The sequence below is a fragment of the Wenyingzhuangia sp. IMCC45574 genome, assembly GCF_054182685.1.
On the sequence record NZ_CM135169.1, the window covers coordinates 1191543 to 1211017 of the forward strand.

The 19475-nt window shown below is 35.7% G+C and carries 1 protein-coding gene; it reads right to left on the bottom strand.

All coding sequences use genetic code 11. From position 1 onward, the window contains the following. Positions 1–173 precede the first annotated feature (173 nt). Positions 174–19460 carry an Ig-like domain-containing protein gene (locus ACXHHC_RS05110; RefSeq protein ID WP_458228569.1) on the bottom strand — a complete coding sequence of 6429 codons (19287 nt, stop codon included), beginning with the start codon at positions 19458–19460 and terminating at the stop codon, positions 174–176. Between the last annotated feature and the right edge of the window lie 15 nt (positions 19461–19475).

Sequence of the window (19475 nt, forward strand, 5' to 3'; positions counted from 1 at the left end):
CAACTACAACATCCCTAAAAAATCGAACTTCTAGTTTTTTTCGCAAGCCGTTACGAGAAGTTTTTATGGTACTCACCTCACCCCCTCTTAAATTAGCAATCACAAAACACAAAAAGGTCGTTTAGAACTAATTCACTAAACGACCTTTCCTTTTGTTAAAATTACTGTTTTACTTATTTAACCACAATCTTTTGTATCACATTTCGTTTTTCCGTTTGTATTTCCATTAAATAAATACCTGCATTTAAACTACGTATATCCATAACCTTTTTATTCTTAAAATTGTTTAAATCAATACTCATTACCATTTGACCTTGTAAATTTATAATGTTTGCTCTTAACAATTCTTCTGTTCCTGAATAACGCAACGTAATTTGATTTGAAGCTGGGTTAGGATACAAGCGAAGCATATTCGATGCAGTTTCATTCTCGTTTATTGATAAAGTAGTATCATCTTCTGTTGTAAAACTATAGGTTGTATTGTTATAAATTCCATCAAAAGAATTTCCACTAGAGTCATCAACAGCAGTTGCGTCAATGTGTATAGCATATTCAACACCTTTTGCCAAATTATTAGTCGGATTGATGTATACTTTATCACCAGAAATACCTAGACCTCCAGCACTTGGGTCATTGGTGCCAGAATTGTTTGTACCTACATCAAAAACTTCAAAATCCACACCATTCGTTATATCATAAATGGTAATACTACCTCTACTAAAAGCGATATCTTCACTAAATGCCATTACAATATTGTCTGTTACAGAAAAATCGATTCCGTTATGGTTTGGTGAAGAACTAGCACTATCAAAAGTTGGCTCTGTAAAATCTGTTGTATGCGTGTAATCGCCATTTTTAGCTTCCAGACCAAAATTTCCTACATTATCAACTATATCTGTGTTAGCCTTTAAATCTAAACGTAAAGAACCATCTCCAGTGATATTTGTAATTGGAATCTCCCAAACTATATTATTTACTGTTGTTGGTGTACCGATTTTAGCATTTCTATAGGTAAGATTAAAATCATCAGCACTAACCAAAGTTACAGCTTCACTAAAAATAGCGGTATAGGTAATTGAAGTAGCGTTACCCAAAGGCGAATTACTTACTGATAACGAATTCAGTACTGGAGAGTCTGTATCTACCGTGTGCGTTTCATCACCAATTTTTCCTGAAGTAGCATTACCAGCGATATCTTTAATATTTGTATTATCATTTAAGTCTAAACGCAACGTACCTGTACCCGAAATAGAAAGTATGGTCACACCCCATGTAGTACCACTACCTCCAAGGTTAATTACAGATGTTACAAGACCGTCTGCAGTACCTGTTTTGGTTAAGGTGAAATCATCTACACTTACGAAACTTACAACTTCATTAAAAACAGCTATGTAAGCAACAGTGTTTGAATTAGCTGGAGTATTACCAGATGGAGGTTGTAAAATAGTTAACGTATTTAAAATAGGTTCACTAACGTCTAGTGTAGTAACTTCTACTAAAGTAGCTTTTGTTTGTACATTTGTTGTGCTTTCATCATCTTCTGCTACCACATACACATCGTAAGCAGTTTCTGAGCTAAGACCAGTAATGTTAATGGTAGAAGTAAAATCTCCAGAATTTACACTTGTATGACCACTTGTAATAGCAGTTGTACCTGTTTTTACTTCTGCTGCAGTAGGTGCTGCAACTCCATCTGCAAGTACTACATAATACACAGTCCCTGCTTCGTCTATGTCAGTTTCTAAAGTAAAAGCTGTACCAGTAATGCTAGAAACAATTGGGGTACTGTTTTCAAAAACAGGAGCAGTAACGTCTAGCGTAGTTAATTCCACTAAAGTAGCGCTAGCTTGCACATTTGGTGTGCTTTCATCATCTTCTGCTACCACATACACATCGTAAGCAGTTTCTGAACTAAGACCAGTAATGTTAATGTTAGAAGTAAAATCTCCGGAATTTACAGTTGTATGACCACTTGTAATAGCAGCTGTACCTGCTTTTACATCTGCAGCAGTAGGTGCTATAGCTCCATCTGCGAGTACTACATAATACACAGTTCCTGCTTCGTCTATGTCAGTTTCTAAAGTAAAAGCTGTACCAGTAATGTTAGAAACAATTGGGGTACTGTTTTCAAAAATAGGAGCAGTAACGTCTACTGTAGTAACTTCTACTAAAGTAGCGCTGGCTTGCACATTTGGTGTGCTTTCATCATCTTCTGCTACCACATACACATCGTAAGCAGTTTCTGAGCTAAGACCAGTAATACTAAAACTTTTTGTATAGTCTGCATTATTTACAACTGCGCTAGCACTTTTAATAGGTGTTGCTCCACTATTACCTGTACCTGCTTTTACATCTGCAGCAGTAGGTATTGTAGCTCCATCTGCGAGTACTACATAATACACAGTTCCTGCTTCGTCTATATCAGTTTCTAAAGTAAAAGCTGTACCAGTAATGTTAGAAGCAATTGGGGTGCTGTTTTCAAAAACAGGAGGAGTAAATTCGCCAGTTTTAAAATTATAAGTTTCGTAATCTAGAATTTCGGCTAAAGGATTATATCTAAAATCTATGATAACATAGCCATGAAACGTAACAGCATAATTTGTGTTTGGTTCTAAATCTAAAGTTGGGTTTATATAAAGTTTATTTCCAATAATACCTACTTCTCCTTTATCTAGATTACTTTCATCACTTAACCAATCATGAAAATTAAACGATTCAACAACGGTAGTAACCTCATCAATTTTCGATAATCTAATTTCATCGCCCTCTCTTATAAAACTGAATCGAATTTCTTCATCAAAAGCAATTTCTATATTGTTGGTTGTAGATACATTTATTGCATTGTCTTTTGGTATTGAATTTTGCGTATCTATGGTAGGAGGAATAGTATCGAAAACACCAACCGTAAAGTTATAGGTTGTATCATTGTTGATATCTGCCATCGAATGATTTCGATAATCTTTAATAATTCCATTTTCAAACCTAATGGAATATTTTGTATTGTCTTCTAGATCTGAACCTGGATTGATGTATAGTTTATTACCTACAATATAATATTTACCTGGACTTGGACCATTTATTGAATACTCCATCTCATCTTCTTTTCTAAAATATCTCTCATCGTTTGTATCCCAAAGATTTTTTATATAAAAAAGACCATTAATAGCCTCATAATCGGTTTGAATATCTTCACTAAAAGTAATTACAATATTATCTGAAGTAGATACATTAGTTGCATTGTCTGCAGGTATTGAGTTTTCACCATCTATGGCTGGTGGAGTAGTATCTGGTATACCAACACTAAAAGTATAGGTTGTATCATCATCATCTGCTATTCCAAACGAAATATTATAACTATAATCTGTTATAAATCCCCAACTAAAACTGATAGCATATCTTGTGTTATCTGCTAAAGGATTACTAGGATTAATGTATAATTTATTTCCTTCAATACTAAATTTACCAGCACTTGGACCATTGCTTGAATACTCTTCTTCATCTTCATCTTTATAAAAAGTTTCTACCTCAGAATTCCAAATACTTTTTATGCTTATTGTTGTACCATTATATGCAGTTTTAATATCTTCAGTAAAAGCAATTACTATGTTATCTGTTGCAGATACATTTATTGCGTTGTTTGCTGGTATTGATTTTTCACCATCAATAGCAGGTCTAGTTCCATCTTCTGCACCTACAATAAAATTATAGCTATCATGTTTAATAGCAGAACTTAGGTTTCCACTTAAATCTGTTATAGCATTATATGATGAACTTAAACTATAATTAATATTGTTTTCTAAAGTAGCATTTATGTGTAGTTTATTTCCTTCAATACTAAATTTACCAGCACTTGGACCGTTGATTGAATACTCTTCTTCATCTTCTTTATAAAAGTTAAAACTTGTGTCACCATAAAGGTTACGATAACTAATAAAAAAACTACCACCTTCATTAAATACAATATCTTCATTAAAAACGAGAACAATATTGTCTGATACAGAAAAACCATCTTGACCATTTTGTGGTATTGAGTTTTCCATATCTAAAACAGGACCCGTAACGTCTAGCGTAGTAAATTCCGCTAAAGTTGCGCTAGCTTGCACATTTGGTGCGCTTTCATCATCTTCTGCTACCACATACACATCGTAAGCAGTTTCTGAGCTAAGACCAGTAATACTAAAACTATTTGTAAAGTCTACATTATTTACAACTGCGCTAGCACTTTTAATAGGTGTTGCTCCACTATTACCTGTACCTGCTTTTACATCTGCAGCAGTAGGTGCTGTAACTCCATCTGCAAGCACTACATAATACACAGTTCCTGCTTCGTCTATATCAGTTTCTAAAGTAAAAGCTGTACCAGTAATGTTAGAAACAATTGGGGTACTGTTTTCAAAAATAGGAGCAGTAACGTCTAGCGTAGTAACTTCTACTAAAGTAGCACTAGCTTGCATATTTGGTGTGCTTTCATCATCTTCTGCTACCACATACACATCGTAAGCAGTTTCTGAACTAAGACCAGTAATGTTAATGTTAGAAGTAAAATCTCCAGAATTTACAGTTGTATGACCACTTGTAATAGCAGTTGTACCTGCTTTTACTTCTGCAGCAGTAGGTATTGTAGCTCCATCTGCGAGTACTACATAATACACAGTACCTACTTCGTCTATGTCAGTTTCTAAAGTAAAAGCTGTACCTGTAATGTTAGAAGCAATTGGGGTGCTGTTTTCAAAAATAGGAGCAGTAACGTCTAGCGTAGTTAATTCCACTAAAGTAGCACTAGCTTGCACATTTGGAGTGCTTTCATCATCTTCTGCTACCACATACACATAGTAAGTGGTTTCTGAACTAAGACCAGTGATACTAAAACTATTTGTAAAGTCTGCATTATCTACAACTGCGCTAGCACTTTTAATAGGTGTTGCTTCATTATTACCTGTACCTGCTTTTACCTCTGTTGCAGTTGGTATTGTAGCTCCATCTGCGAGTACTACATAATACACAGTTCCTGCTTCGTCTATGTCAGTTTCTAAAGTAATAGTTGTACCTGTAATGTTAGAAGCAATTGGGGTGCTGTTTTCAAAAACAGGAGGAGTAAATTCGCCAGTGGTAAAATGATAAGACATTTCATTAGTAATACCTGCAAATACAGCCTCATTTTCATCTGTTATAGCACTTGGTGAAATAATAATAAAGTAAGCATTATTTTCATTAAAGCTATTGGTTGGGTTTACATATAAAAAATTATTTTCTATACCTATTTTACCTTCTGATGGATTGTTGGTTGTACCATCACTATCTGTTTCTACATTGAAAACTTCAAAAACTTCACCATTATTATCTGCATCTCTGATGTAAATGTTTTGTGTTCCTAAAACAATATTTTTGCTAAACGCAATTTTTAGGTTACCTGTTGTAGATACATCTATTGCATTATTTGTTGGTACAGAATTAGCTGCATCAAATTCTATAGTAGGTATGGTAGGATAAGTAGAAAAATTAAAAGTACTTATATCTTGTATATCTCCAAATCTATTACCAGAGAGATCTTGTATTCCTGAGAATAATATAATAAAATACCCTTCATTTGCATCGAAATTATTGATTGGGTTGATATACAATGTATTGTCAACAACACCAACACCTCCAGAACCTGGATTGTTTGTATTTCCTTTAAAATCTCGACCTAAAATAAAAACTTCGACAGGATCTTCATCTCCATAGTCATCAAAGTTTTCTAACTCATCATTCACTTTAAAAATAAGAAGTGCTCCCCCAAACCTTTCAATATCAATATTATTGTTAAAAGTAATTTCTAGGTTGTCAGACAAAGAAGCATCTGCTGTATTGTCTGCAGGTAGTGTATTTTTTATATAAAAGGGAACATTACCTGCAGAACCAGTTGTGAAATTAAAGGTTGTTTTATTGGTAATTCCTGCAAAGCTATTTGGAGTTAAAAAAGTGTCATCTATTGCTGTTTCGTCTATATACACATAATAATTGGTATTTTCTTCAAAGTTTAAAGTAGGGTTAATTATTAAAGTATTACCTTCTACTATACCAATTTTACCATTAATCGAGATATCTGTAACTACATTAAACTCTTCATAAAAATCGGCACCATCTGTAATGGTAATATTTCCAGTACCAAATGCTATGTTTTTACTAAATTCAACGACAATATTATCTGTTAAATTTACATCTATAGCATTATTTGCTGGTAACGTTTCTACAATTTCTGGAGGGGTGGTATTGGTAATATAAAAATAATAGGACTCATCTAAACCTTCAAAGAATTTACCACTGTTATCTTGTATTGCATCATCTACTATCTCAATAGAATACTCGTTGCCTTCTGTAAAGTTAACGGTAGGGTTTATGTATAATACATTGTTTACAATACTAATGTTCCCCTCGTCTGGTGTTGTAGTTTCTGGCTGGTAATTTAAACTGTTAAATTCTTCAGAATTGAGATCATTATTTGTATTAACAATAGCCATGAAGTTATAACTAGAATCATAATCAGGGTTAAGAAGAATGTTTTCACTAAAAGCAATAGAAATAATATTGGTACCAACAAAATTGTCTGATTCGTGTTTTGGATAAGAATCGCTAATAACAATTGTTGGAGGTGTAATGTCTTCGGTAGTAAAATTATATGTAGTAGTATTGAAAATACCTGGAAATAGGTTGCTATTTTCACTCCTATCAATAATTGCTGCTGCATCAATCTGAATGGCATACGTTGTATTTTCTTCTAAATCTAGGGTTGGATTAATGTATAGTTTATAGCTTGCAACTGATATTTTACCACCATTATCAATTTCATCATCTCCTCCATCTCTTTCATTTCCATTTAATAAATCTTCAATAACTATATAATCACTTTCTACGTTAAACTGTTCTACAATCGTATTAGAATTGACATCTATTAAATGGATATTTCCTGTTCCTAAATCTATATTTTCATTGAATTGAAGAATAATATTATCGGTCATTGAAACTCCTGTGTCTTCATGCTTAGGTGTAGATTCAGAACCAACTAAAATTGGTGCTGTAAAATCTCCAGTGGTAAAATTGTAAGTTTGCCCATTATCGCTTTCTAGACCTGCAAAATAATTATTATTTATATCAGTAATTACATCATCGTCTATTAAAATTTCGATTTCAACATTTTCAACTAAGTTTGAGGTTGGGTTTATGTAAATTTTATTTTCTAAAACACCAATTTTCCCTTCACTTGGAGTGGTAGCTTTGTCAGCATCTTCTTCCAAATCATCTTCTACATCAAATTTTTCATATTTAGAATTAGAGTTTTTTCTTTTTATCGTTATGGTTCCTGAATCTAGAAGAATAGCTTCATTAAAGACAAGAATAATATCGTTTGATGTAGAAACGTTTGTAGCATTATGTACAGGTGTAGATTCGGACTCACTAAATATAGGTTCAGAAGTGTCTACAGTATGTATATCATCTCCTATTTTGGCTGCTGGGTTTGTGTTTTCTGATAAATCTTTAATGTCTGTATCTTCTTTTAAATCTAATCGTAACGTACCATCACCAGAAATATCTGTAATAACTATTTGCCAAGAATTTAAACCATTACTAGATGTGTTTACTATAGTACCAACAACATTACCTGTTGTAGTTAAGATAAAGTCGTCGGGACTTACTGAACTAACCTCTTCACTAAACACTGCTGTATAGTAAATATAGTCTTGGTTAATACTTGGTGAATTATTAATAGATAAGCTGTTTAGTACAGGTAAGGTATTGTCTACCGTATATGTTCTCTCTCCAATTTTTGCTTCGATGCCAACATTATTTGCGTTGTCTTCAATATCCGTACCCGTATTTAAATCTAGTCGTAAAGTACCATCTCCAGTTATATTGTTAATTGTTATAAACCAATCAATATTGTTTTCTGTTGTTATTGTGGCAATTGTACCATTGGCAGTATTGGTTGTGCTTAATGTAAAATCGTCTGCACTTACTAATCTTACTTCTTCTGTAAATTCTGCAATAAAAGTTATTGAAGTTGCATTACCATATGGCTTACCCTCAAAATATAATCTGTCAAGTTCTGGTAGATCTAAATCTACGTTATGAGTATCGTCTCCAGTTTTTGCACTTGGGTTAGTATTCTCAAAATTATCTTTTATATCTGTACCCACATTTAAATCTAAACGTAAGCTACCTGTACCAGTAATATTACTAATAGGTATAAACCAGGTAATGTTGTCTGTTGTTGTAGGCACACCTATGGTACCAATGGCAGTGTCTGTTTGGGTTAATGTAAAATCGTCTGCACTTACTAAAAATGCTTTTTCGTTAAATACGGCCGTATATGTTATTGAAGCTGCATTTGCAACTGGCGTACCAGATAACGTTAAACTGTTTAAAATGGGTGCATTGGCATCTACCAAAACATTTGAGGTTTCTGCAACTGAGTTTAAAGTTAAATCTGCATTATTCCCTGCACTATCTTTTAATGAATTTTCATTTGTTGTTTGTAAAGTACCTATTACAATTCCGTTATTGTCTTCATCACCAGATAACACAGTATAAGTAAACACTAAATTTGTAGTACCTGTTCCACTTTGGTAGGTAGCTTGTTTGGTAGTTTCTCCTATGGTTATTTCTAATTGTGGTGTGCCCTCTACAATTACACTTTCATCAAAAGTGATGGTAAAATCTAAACTTTCGTCAACGCTATAGGTTTTATTTTCTGGCACAGAAACAGTAAAAATACTTGGTATGTTACCATCTACTACTATATTACTAGTTACTTTAGTAAAGGTTAAATCGGCTGTATTTCCTGCTTCATCGTTTATTGTTGCGTTATTCACATTTAATTCATCAATGGTAATTCCATTTACATCTAAATCCCCCTCTAGAATGGTATAACTAAACGTTAATTTATTGGTATTTGTACCTGATTGATAGGTTGCCTTTTTAGCATCTTCTCCTATAGTAAGACTTAATTGCGGTGTGTTTTCACTGATATCTACAACTACTATTTCACTAAATACAACTGTAAAATCTAGAGATGTACCTATACCATAAGTGCCATCTGTAGGTACAGTAATACTACTTACCCTTGGTTTAATTCCATCTATTTGTACCTCTGGAAGACTAATAGTGTTAAAAGTTATATCGGCAAGATTGCTAGCAGTATCTTGTATGTTATTGTTACTTAAGCTAACAACATCTATATTCGTAGCTTCGTCATTTGATTGAATATTGTATATGAAAATCAACTCGTTAGACACTTGACCAGTATTAGCATACTCTGCTTGACGAGTACTCTCATTCATTGTAAAGTTTAACTTTGGTGTATCTCCATCAACTAATGAAACTTCTTCGTTAAAAACCACTGTAAATTCTAAAATATCACCTTCTTTATAAATACTAGATGGTGATGTAATATTTGATACTGTAGGAATAACTCCGTCTACTTTTATGTCTGTATTTACCTCATCAAAAGTTAGGATTGCTAAATTGTCTACAATATCTTTTATACTACCTTCATTACTATCTAATGTACTAATAGTAACACCATCTGTATCTATATCATTTGATTGAACAGTATAGCTAAAGACTAAATTTGTAGTACCTGTTCCGCTTTGGTATGTAGCTTGTTGTGTTACCGCTCCTATAGTCATATTTAGTTTTGGTGAACCTTCTACATTAACTTCTTCAGAAAAATTGAGGGTAAATAGTAACTCATCTCCTAATTTGTAGTTGTCATTAGTAGGTACTATAATATTAGTTATTGCAGGAGCAGTGTTATCTAATTCATAGATTTCATCTGTGGCAGGTTCTGTAGTAACTAATGTAAGATTAGCCAAATCCTTTATATTATGGTTACTTAATAAATTTAGCCCAACAGTTCCATTATAATTAGCTATGTCTCCACCAGATATCAAAACATCGTAGCTAGAAGGTGAATTTTTGGTTATACCAATTGTAGCTCCTGTTACTCCACTAATTTCAAAGTCAGTTGCATCTACATTTACAACATCTTCTGTAAATGTGACTAAAAATGTGAGTGTATCATCAGTACTTAATTCTTCTTCAGGGATTTTTCTTGTAAAACTGATGATTTCTGGAGCAGTTATATCTAGTGTTCTAATTTCTACTAAAGTGGCATCTTGTTGCAAATTTGGAGTATCTGAATCATCTTCAGCTACTACATAAATATCATAATCTGTTTCTGAAGTCAGCCCAGCTACATTTAAGATATTCGTAAAGTCTCCTGAATTTACAGTAGTATTACCACTTGTAATAGATATTGCTCCTTCATTTCCAATACCTGCTTTTACTTCAGTAGCAGTGGGTGCAGCAGCATCATCTGAAAGTACCACATAATAGATAGTACCTGCCTCGTTAATATCTGTTTCTAGATTGAAAGCTGTTCCTGTAATACTATTCGCACTTGGTGTACTGTTTTCAAAGGTAGGAGGTGTAATATCATCTGTGGTAACTTCTACTAAATTTACGTTAGTTTGGTTTGGTGTATTTGCGTCATCTTCAGCTAATACATAAACATCGTAGCTCGTATCTGAGACAAGCGCTGTTATGTTAAAAGAATATGTAAAATCTCCAGAATTTACAGTAGCATTGCCACTTGTAATAGGTGTTGCTTCTCCATTTCCAGTACCCGATTTTACTTCTGCTGCTGTGGGTTCTGTAGCTCCATCAGCAAGAACTACATAATAAATAACTCCAGATTCGTCTATATCAGTTTCTAGGTTAAAACTTGTTTCAGTAATACTAGTAGCATTTGGTGTACTGTTTTCAAAAGTAGGTGCTGTAAAGTCTCCCGTTTCAAATTGGTAATTAAATGTATTTGTATAGAAACCTGAAAAAGAATTTCCAGAAGTATCTCTTATAGCATCTTGGTCTATAGCCACTTCATATAATGTGGACTCATCTAAATTGCCTAATGGGTCTATATAAAGTTTATCGTTAAAAATTCCTATTTTTCCGTTTCCAGGCTTATTAGTATTAGAAACTCCACTTGAAACATTAAAAGTTTGTGTTTTATCATCATTCAGATGGTTTTTAAGTGTAATATTTCCTGAACCAAAAGCAATGTCTTCATTAAAGTCTAACACTATTGTAGTATTAACTGCTACACCTTTTGCAAAGTTTTTAGGCACTGAATTACTACGTTTGAAAGATGGGGCTGTAAGATCTAAAGTTGTAACCTGTATAACAGTGGCACTATCTTGTATATTTGGATCATCTGAATCATCTTCTGCAATAATATATACATCGTAATTAGTTTTAGACTGAAGTCCTGAAATACTAAAATAGAATGAAAAACTTGCATCATCCGTAGTAGAATTTCCACTTGAAATAGCAGACGCTCCATTATAACCTGTACCTGCCTTTATATCTAAAGTACTTGGAGCAGTTGCTTCTCCAGTAAGAACTACATAGTAGATAGTCCCTTTTTCGTCTAGACTGGTTTCTAAAGTAAACGTTTTTTCTGTTAAATTACTTATAACAGGAGTATCATTATCAAAAGTTGGTGCAGTTATATCTAGTGTTCTAATTTCTACTAAAGTTGGTTCTGATTGTAAGTTTGAAGTAACTGAATCATCTTCGGCTACCACATAAATATCATAATCTGTTTCAGAAGTCAACCCAGATAATACATTAAAGGTATTTGTAAAATCTCCTGAATTTACAGTAGCATTACCACTTATAATAGACGTTGCTCCTCCATTTCCTGTGCCTGCTTTTACTTCTGCTGCTGTGGGTGCAGTTGCTCTATGTTCCAATACAACATAATAGATAGTTCCTGCTTCGTTAATATCTGTTTCTAGGTCAAAAGTTGTTCCTGTAATACTATTCGCACTTGGTGTACTGTTTTCAAAAGTAGGAGGTGTAATATCATTTGTGGTAATTTCTACTAATTTTACGTTAGTTTGGTTGGGTGTAATTGCGTCATCTTCGGCTAATACATAAACATCGTAGCTCGTATCTGAGTCAAGCTCTGTTATGTTAAAAGAATATGTAAAATCACCAGAATTTACGGTAGCATTGCCACTTGTAATAGGTGTTGCTCCTTCATTTCCAGTACCTGATTTTACTTCTGCTGCTGTGGGTTCTGTAGCTCCATCAGCAAGAACTACATAATAAATAATTCCAGATTCGTCTATATCAGTTTCTAGGTTAAAAGTTGTTCCTGTAATACTATTCGCACTTGGTGTACTGTTTTCAAAAGTTGGGGCAGTAAAATCTCCAGTAGTAAAGTTAATTTTTATTTCTCCAATAAGGAAGTTTCCAGCCAAATCAGCAATAGATGCTGATGGAATATATATACTAGATACAGTATTTTCCTCTAATTCAACTCCATTTAGATTAAATGTCAATACATTGTTAATATTACTAACTTCAATTAGACTGTAATCATCATCTCCTTGTTGGAGGGTTACATTACCATTAAATGATATATCTTCACTGAATGTAAATACAAAATCTCCATCATCTGCTACATTAGTTGCATTATCTAGAGGGGATGTAGAAAGAATACTAGGAGCAATACCATCTATCCAAACATTACTACTATCTTCAATCGCATTCAACGTCAAATCAGCACTGTTACCATCATTGTCTTTTAAAGTACCATCATTAGCATCTAAAGTACCTATTTCAATTCCATTATCATCTTCATCACCCGACTGAACTGTATAGCTAAATACTAAATCTGTAGTACCTGTTCCATTTTGGTAGATGGCATGCTTAATAATTTCTCCAATTGTAATTTCTAATTGTGGCGTGCCCTCTACAATTACATTGTCATCAAAAGTTATCGTAAAATCTAAAGAATTACCTACAGCATAGGTACTATCTGTTGGTACTGTTACACTAGTTACTTTAGGAATTATTTCTGCGTTTTCATACCACGTAATTTCATCATCGTTTTGCAATGCAGCAATGACATCTAAATCCCCATCATTGTCTAAATCAGATGCATAGATTCCTGTTACAGAACCTTCTGCTTGGGTAGTTATAATTTGTGCTGTAGCAAAAGTACCTGTACCATTGTTTTGATGCCAAGAAACAGTATTGTCTGATGGAGAAGTAGAAATGACATCCATATTGCCATCACCATTGATATCTGCGGCATGTACCCATCTTGTACCGTTTGCAGCATTGGTAATGATTTGTTGTGACCCAAAAGTACCATCGCCATTGTTAGCATACCAAGCCACACGATTGTTATTTTGGGAAGCAGAAAGCACATCTATATACCCATCTCCATTAAAATCTGCGGCATAAACACATCTGGCAGCATCTACATCTGTGCCCACTGCAATGATTTGTTGCGTTCCAAAAGTACCTGTACCATCGTTTTCATACCACGCAATTTTATCATCGGAAGCAGAAGCAGACAATATATCTAAATCGCCATCGTTGTCTATATCTGCAGCATATACACTATAGGCTCCATTAGTTAATGTACTAATGTTTTTTGCTGTACTAAAAGTACCATTTCCAATGTTTTGATACCAATCAATAGTATCACCTCCAGCAGCAGCAGATAATACATCTAAATACCCATCTCCATTTAAATCTGCAGCATAAACACTTACAGCAGAACCTGCACTGTTGTTAATTACTTTTTGTGCTCCAAAATTTCCTTTACCGTCATTTTCATACCAAGCAATTTTATCATCTTCGGTAGAGGCAGACAATACATCTAAATCGCCATCATTGTCTAAATCAGCAGCATAGACGCCAATTGGTCTATTCGCATCCCCATTATTGGTAATAATTTTTTCTGTACTAAAAGTTCCAGTACCATCATTTTGGTACCAAGCAACTTTATCGTCTCTAAATGCGGTAGCCAGAATGTCTAAATCGCCATCTCCATCTAAATCTGCTGAGTATACTCCATAGGCACCATCAGCTGAATTTGATACAATATTTTGTCCAAATGAAAAATTAGCAGGGCTGTCTGCACTTACTCCTGCAGTAAATTGACTGATAAAAGGTTTTGCTAAAGGAGCTCCAGAAGTATGTTGGATACCTGTAGTGGCAATTGTAGTTACAATTTCTCCTGCAAAATAATTTCTTGTTGGATTTATGACTGCCTCTTTGTTATTAGAAAAAGAGGTTGTAAAGTCTAAACGTGTTCCATTGCTACCTTGCACTACCACGTTGCTATTGGTTAGTGTGCTTTGTGCTACATCTCCATTAAACATTAAGGTAACATTTGTGTCAACAGCTATGTTTTTTGCGTTCTGAGATGGAGTTATATTTGTAACGGCAAGTTCTTCTGTATTTTCATACCATGCAATTTCATCATCTTTTTGCGATGCTGCAACAATATCCATATCTCCATCGCCATCTAAATCGGCTGCATACACAATATTTACCGCATTATTTTGAGTGCTAATTACTTGTTGCGCTCCAAAAACTCCTGATCCTTGGTTTTCGTACCAAGCAACCTTATCATCTTCTTGAGATCCTGAAATAACATCTAAGTCTCCATCGCCATCTAAATCTACTGCATGCACACTTCTTGTTTCGTCCGCTAAAGTTGTAATTACTTGCTGCGAACCAAAATTACCTTTACCATCATTTTCATACCAAGCGATTTTGTCGTCATTTAATGAGCCAGATAACACATCCAAATCTCCATCGCCATCCAAATCGGCTGCATACACTTTTCTTGCTCCGTCGGTTAACGTTGTAATTACTTGCTGCGCTCCAAAATTACCATTACCGTCGTTTTCATACCAAGCAATTTTATCGTCAGAAGAAGAAGCCGATAATACATCCAAATCGCCATCATTATCCATGTCTGCTGCGTATACGCTAAAAGCTCCGTTTGTTAAGTTAGAAATTACTTGTTGCGCTCCAAAATTACCAGCCCCTTCATTTACATACCAAGAAACTGTATCACCAATTCCAGCTGTGGTCAGTACATCCAAATCGCCGTCGCCATCCAAATCGGCTGCAAATACACTAGAGGCTCCATCTTCTGTAACTCCTGAGCCTATGATTTGTTGCGCTCCAAAGTTCCCTGAACCATCATTTTTATACCAAGCTATTTTATCATCATCGTAAGAGGCTGACAACACATCTAAATTGCCATCGCCATCCAAATCGGCTGCATACACAATCAAAGCTCTGTCCGCGTTGGTCGTAATTACTTTTTCGGCACTAAAATTTCCTGAACCATCATTGGCATACCAAGCGATTTTATTATCTCCAAAAGATGCAGAAAGCAAATCTAAATGGCCATCATTATTTAAGTCTGCTGCATAGACTCCATATGCACCATCTGCATTGGTGGTTACTCTATTTTGTCCAAATGGAAAATTAGCAGGGCTATCTGCACTTACTCCTGTAGTAAATTGATGGATATATGGAGTTAAATTGCTACCATCTGTAGCTTCTACAGCATTTGTAAATGTGGTGGTAATAATTTCTCCAGGGAAATAATTTCTAGTAAAGTCAAAGGTCACATTCGCATTGTTTACCGTTGGGGTTGCAAAACTTAATGGAAGTCCATTGGAACCATAAGTTTTTATGGAACTTCCAGTTAGTCTACCTGCATCAATACTCTTGCTAAATGTTATGCCTACATTGGCTGTGGTGTCAACTGCAATTGCATTCTGAGTGGGTGTACTGGCCGATACTACAATACTTTCTTCTGTGGTAAAATTAACGCTAATCCCCGCAAAGTCATTACCCGAGGTATCTTCGATGGCTGTCGAAGCAATTTGAATAGAGTATGTTATTCCATGCGCCAATTCATTGGTTGGATTGATATAGAGTTTGTCATCAGAGATTCCTATATGACCTGCACTAGGGTTATCACTACCCATATTGTTTGTAGTGACATCAAACACTTCAAAATTGGAAGCATTGGCAACATCTACTATGGTAATGTTTCCAGTGCCAAAGGCTATATTTTCACTGAAAGCCAAGACAATATCGTCATTGGGTGTAGAATTGACACTTACAAAAGTAGGTGCTGTAATATCATTTACCGTAATAGTAAAACTCTGCGTACTTATCCCTCCACTGCCATCATTGGCTTCCAATACCACAGGATGATCACCAGCATTCCCTGAACTATCTCCTGCAAGCTCGTAATTGGAAATTGTCTCTATTTTACGAATTTTATGATTGCTTTGATCGGCGACATAAATGTTGCCAAAAGCATCTATAGCCACTCCTCTAGGATTGTTAAAACTCGTGTTCGTCCCAGTTCCATTCGTACTTCCAATACTTCCTGTTCCTGCTAAAGTGGTCACATTTCCAGCCGTGTCTATTTTACGGATTTGATGGTTGCTCATATCGGCGACATAGATATTTCCAAAAGCATCTACAGCCAGCCCTCTAGGGGAGTTAAAACTTGCAGCAATACCCTTTCCATTTGCATTTCCAACACTTCCTGTTCCTGCTAAGGTGGTTACATTACCTGCCGTATCTATTTTACGAATATTATGGCTGTTTGCATCTGCTACATAAATGTTACCTGTAGCATCAATAGCAAGTGCTACGGGAGAATTAAAACTTGCATTTGTACCATTTCCATTCGCATTTCCAGCACTTCCTGTTCCTGCTAGAGTAGTCACCACTCCAGCAGGTGTTATTTTACGAATGCTATGGTTCCCTGTATCTGCTACATACACATTTCCTGCAGCATCTACAGCCACCCCATTAGGTCCCTTAAAACGAGCAGCAGTACCCGTACCATTTATATTTCCTGAGATCTCTAATCCTGCTAGAGTAGTCACCACTCCTGCGGGTGTTATTTTACAGATTCTATGATTACTTCTGTCTGCTACATAGATATTTCCTGCAGCATCTGCAGCCACCCCATAAGGATTGTTAAAATAAGCCTCAGCTCCTGTACCATTTGAAGATCCCTCAAAACCTCTTCCTGCCAATAAAGTTACTTCTCTAGAGGGGCTTATTTTACGAATTTGATGATTCCCTTGGTCTGCCACATAGACATTTCCTGCAGCATCTGTAGCTACTGCCCTAGGATGATGAAATCTTGCAGTAGTTCCTCTGGCATTGGTATTGCCCGAGCTTCCTGATCCTGCAAAAGTACTTACAGTTACAGTTGCAGTTATCATGTTTAGGGTTAACCAATCAGGAAGGGTAGTTCCGGTTACCATTACTGCATACCCTTCAACATCTTCTGTGGTAATTGCATAACTGTAAGCCACTCCTTCATCAACTGTAGTAACAGGGCTTGAGGTAAAACTAGGAGCACTGTTGGATATGGTTGTAAAATTATAAGTAGTATCATCACTAATACCTTCAAAGCTATTACCCGAGGTATCTTCGATGGCTGTCGTAGCAACATTTATGGCATACATCGTTCCAAAATCCAAATCGCTGGTTGGATTGATGTAAAGTTTATTACCCACAATACTTATTGCTCCTGCGATTGGCGTGGTGGTGGCCTTTGCTGTACTGATATCATAAGTTTCCACATCCGCCCCTCCTGTAACATTTTTTAAAACAACAGTTCCTGTTCTTGCTACAATAGCTTCGTCAAAAGCCAAGACAATATCATCGTTTATAAAAATATCCGTAGCATTATCATTGGGTATAGAGTTGTCAACATCAAAAGTAGGTGCTGTAAAATCAATTGTGGTAAAATTAAAGATAGTTTCATCGTCAATCCCCGCAAAGGCATTGCCCGAGGTATCTTTGATGGCTGTCGTAGCAATTTGAATGGCATACTCATTATTACTCAACAACTCATAGGTTGGATTGATATAAAGTTTATCATCATCGATTCCCAATGCTCCTGCTGCGGGAGTGGTAGTAGCGGTTGCTGTGCTGATGTTATAGGTTTCAACATCAGCAGCTCCAGTGACATCTCTTAAAACAATAGCACCCGTTCCAGCTACAATAGCTTCGCTAAAACCTAGGACAATATCATTGGTTATAGAAGCACCTATAGCATTGTCTTGAGGAATAGAGTTTAAGGGCTTAAAAATTGGAAGAGTAATATCATTTACGGTAATGGTAAAACTCTGCGTACTTATCCCTCCATTGCCATCATTGGCTTCCAATACCACAGAATGATCACCAGCATTCCCTGAACTATCTCCTACAAGCTCGTAATTGGAAATTGTCTCTATTTTACGAATTTTATGATTGCTTTGATCGGCGACATAAATGTTGCCAAAAGCATCTATAGCCACTCCTCTAGGATTGTTAAAACTCGTGTTCGTCCCAGTTCCATTCGTACTTCCAATACTTCCTGTTCCTGCTAAAGTGGTCACATTTCCAGCCGTGTCTATTTTACGGATTTGATGGTTGCTCATATCGGCGACATAGATATTTCCAAAAGCATCTACAGCCAGCCCTCTAGGGGAGTTAAAACTTGCAGCAATACCCTTTCCATTTGCATTTCCAACACTTCCTGTTCCTGCTAAGGTGGTTACATTACCTGCCGTATCTATTTTACGAATATTATGGCTGTTTGCATCTGCTACATAAATGTTACCTGTAGCATCAATAGCAAGTGCTACGGGAGAATTAAAACTTGCATTTGTACCATTTCCATTCGCATTTCCAGCACTTCCTGTTCCTGCTAGAGTAGTCACCACTCCAGCAGGTGTTATTTTACGAATGCTATGGTTCCCTGTATCTGCTACATACACATTTCCTGCAGCATCTACAGCCACCCCATTAGGTCCCTTAAAACGAGCAGCAGTACCCGTACCATTTATATTTCCTGAGATCTCTAATCCTGCTAGAGTAGTCACCACTCCTGCGGGTGTTATTTTACAGATTCTATGATTACTTCTGTCTGCTACATAGATATTTCCTGCAGCATCTGCAGCCACCCCATAAGGATTGTTAAAATAAGCCTCAGCTCCTGTACCATTTGAAGATCCCTCAAAACCTCTTCCTGCCAATAAAGTTACTTCTCTAGAGGGGCTTATTTTACGAATTTGATGATTCCCTTGGTCTGCCACATAGACATTTCCTGCAGCATCTGTAGCTACTGCCCTAGGATGATGAAATCTTGCAGTAGTTCCTCTGGCATTGGTATTGCCCGAGCTTCCTGATCCTGCAAAAGTACTTACAGTTACAGTTGCAGTTATCATGTTTAGGGTTAACCAATCAGGAAGGGTAGTTCCGGTTACCATTACTGCATACCCTTCAACATCTTCTGTGGTAATTGCATAACTGTAAGCCACTCCTTCATCAACTGTAGTAACAGGGCTTGAGGTAAAACTAGGAGCACTGTTGGATATGGTTGTAAAATTATAAGTAGTATCATCACTAATACCTTCAAAGCTATTACCCGAGGTATCTTCGATGGCTGTCGTAGCAACATTTATGGCATTCTGAGTGAGTGTAGTGCTGTTTACCGTAACTTGAGAAAAAACTGAGTTTGCCCATAATACATAAAAAAGGAGTGCTGAAAGTTTTGAAAGTAGTTTAGTTGTCATAAAGTTGATTTTTAC

What these genes read in the sequence shown, in the direction of transcription:
- ACXHHC_RS05110 (WP_458228569.1), bottom strand. Translation starts at nt 19,460, where the DNA reads ATGACAACTAAACTACTTTCAAAACTTTCAGCACTCCTTTTTTATGTA.